Annotated in this window: 2 protein-coding genes; both read right to left on the bottom strand. The window is 48.1% G+C overall.

Annotated features, from left to right (window positions below):
- Positions 1–124 precede the first annotated feature (124 nt).
- Positions 125–358 carry an autotransporter-associated beta strand repeat-containing protein gene (locus J1778_RS24830; protein ID WP_217171497.1) on the bottom strand — a complete coding sequence of 78 codons (234 nt, stop codon included), beginning with the start codon at positions 356–358 and terminating at the stop codon, positions 125–127.
- Positions 265–609 (bottom strand): hypothetical protein, encoded by a 345-nt coding sequence (locus tag J1778_RS00155; RefSeq protein ID WP_217171498.1) that lies wholly within the window; start codon positions 607–609, stop codon positions 265–267. The genes J1778_RS24830 and J1778_RS00155 overlap by 94 nt, the downstream gene beginning before the upstream one ends.
- Positions 610–991 lie beyond the last annotated feature (382 nt).

Below are 991 nucleotides of genomic sequence, written 5' to 3'. Positions count from 1 at the left end.
GCATCAGCCTCGCGGAGAATACTGATGATCTGTTGGTCGGAAAAACGCTTCTTCATGGGGATGTCCTCACGTTGCAGATGAAGACATTACTAACATCGGGGTGTACTAATCGACGGGGAGCAGGTCACTGGCTGTTGCCCCCAAGATTTAGCGTAACAGCGTCAGCCACTATCACGCCAGAGGTGTAAACAAAGGCATCACTTACGCCGATCTTGAGTGCGCCACCGCTCACCGTGGTCGTTCCGGTGTAGGTTTTATTTGCCGTCAGAATGAGCGTACCGTCCCCGGCCTTGGTAAGGCTTTCACCATCCCAGTCATTCCGATTGGTATGTATACCGGTATTGTCTGCCAGCGGCACCCCAGGCCGAAGGCTACGCCATTTTTCATGTCAAAAGTGCCGTAGCTGTCGCCTGACTGGTCATTCCACTTTATTCCGTACACTAAGCGATTAATGTTAGCGGTGGTTATCATACCGGTATAGTCATCACCGCCAGAGGTTAGCAGGCTATTGGTGTTGTCGTCTGTATAGGTACCCGTGATGCCATTTTTCGTGGTCAGCAGCATGTAGTCCGGCTGTATCCGGCTTTCAATGGCTGAGGTACCTTTCATTGACGTTCCATCAAGCGACACGGTATCAGCAGCTTAAGCCGTTCCATTGGTCAGGCTGCTAAAAGTGAGGGTGGTTTGTTCAGCGAACGTCGCCGCCCCGGTCACGGTCTCGCCTGACAGTGCCACTGCGGTAATGGTCCCGGCTATCAGGTTGCCGCATCATTGATGATTGAAAGGGTATTTGTCGTAGTCGATGCTGCATCAGATAGAATTACATCGCCAATAATGTTCGAGCTTTCTTCAAGCGTTAGGTTGTTAACGCCTCCCGTTAGTTAATATAAGTTAAGAATCATTTTATTTCTTATATTGAATCATTCTGAAATATCAAACAACACACTGGCAACTTTCATCACTAAGTAATTATTTAAATTCTTTTGTAATT

Source organism: Rahnella bonaserana (genome assembly GCF_019049675.1).
GTDB lineage: Bacteria > Pseudomonadota > Gammaproteobacteria > Enterobacterales > Enterobacteriaceae > Rahnella > Rahnella bonaserana.
This window is presented reverse-complemented; position numbering and strand designations above follow the sequence as displayed.

Coding starts and splice junctions, on each gene's coding strand:
- J1778_RS00155 (WP_217171498.1), bottom strand. CDS start 609: ATGAAAGGTACCTCAGCCATTGAAAGCCGGATACAGCCGGACTACATG.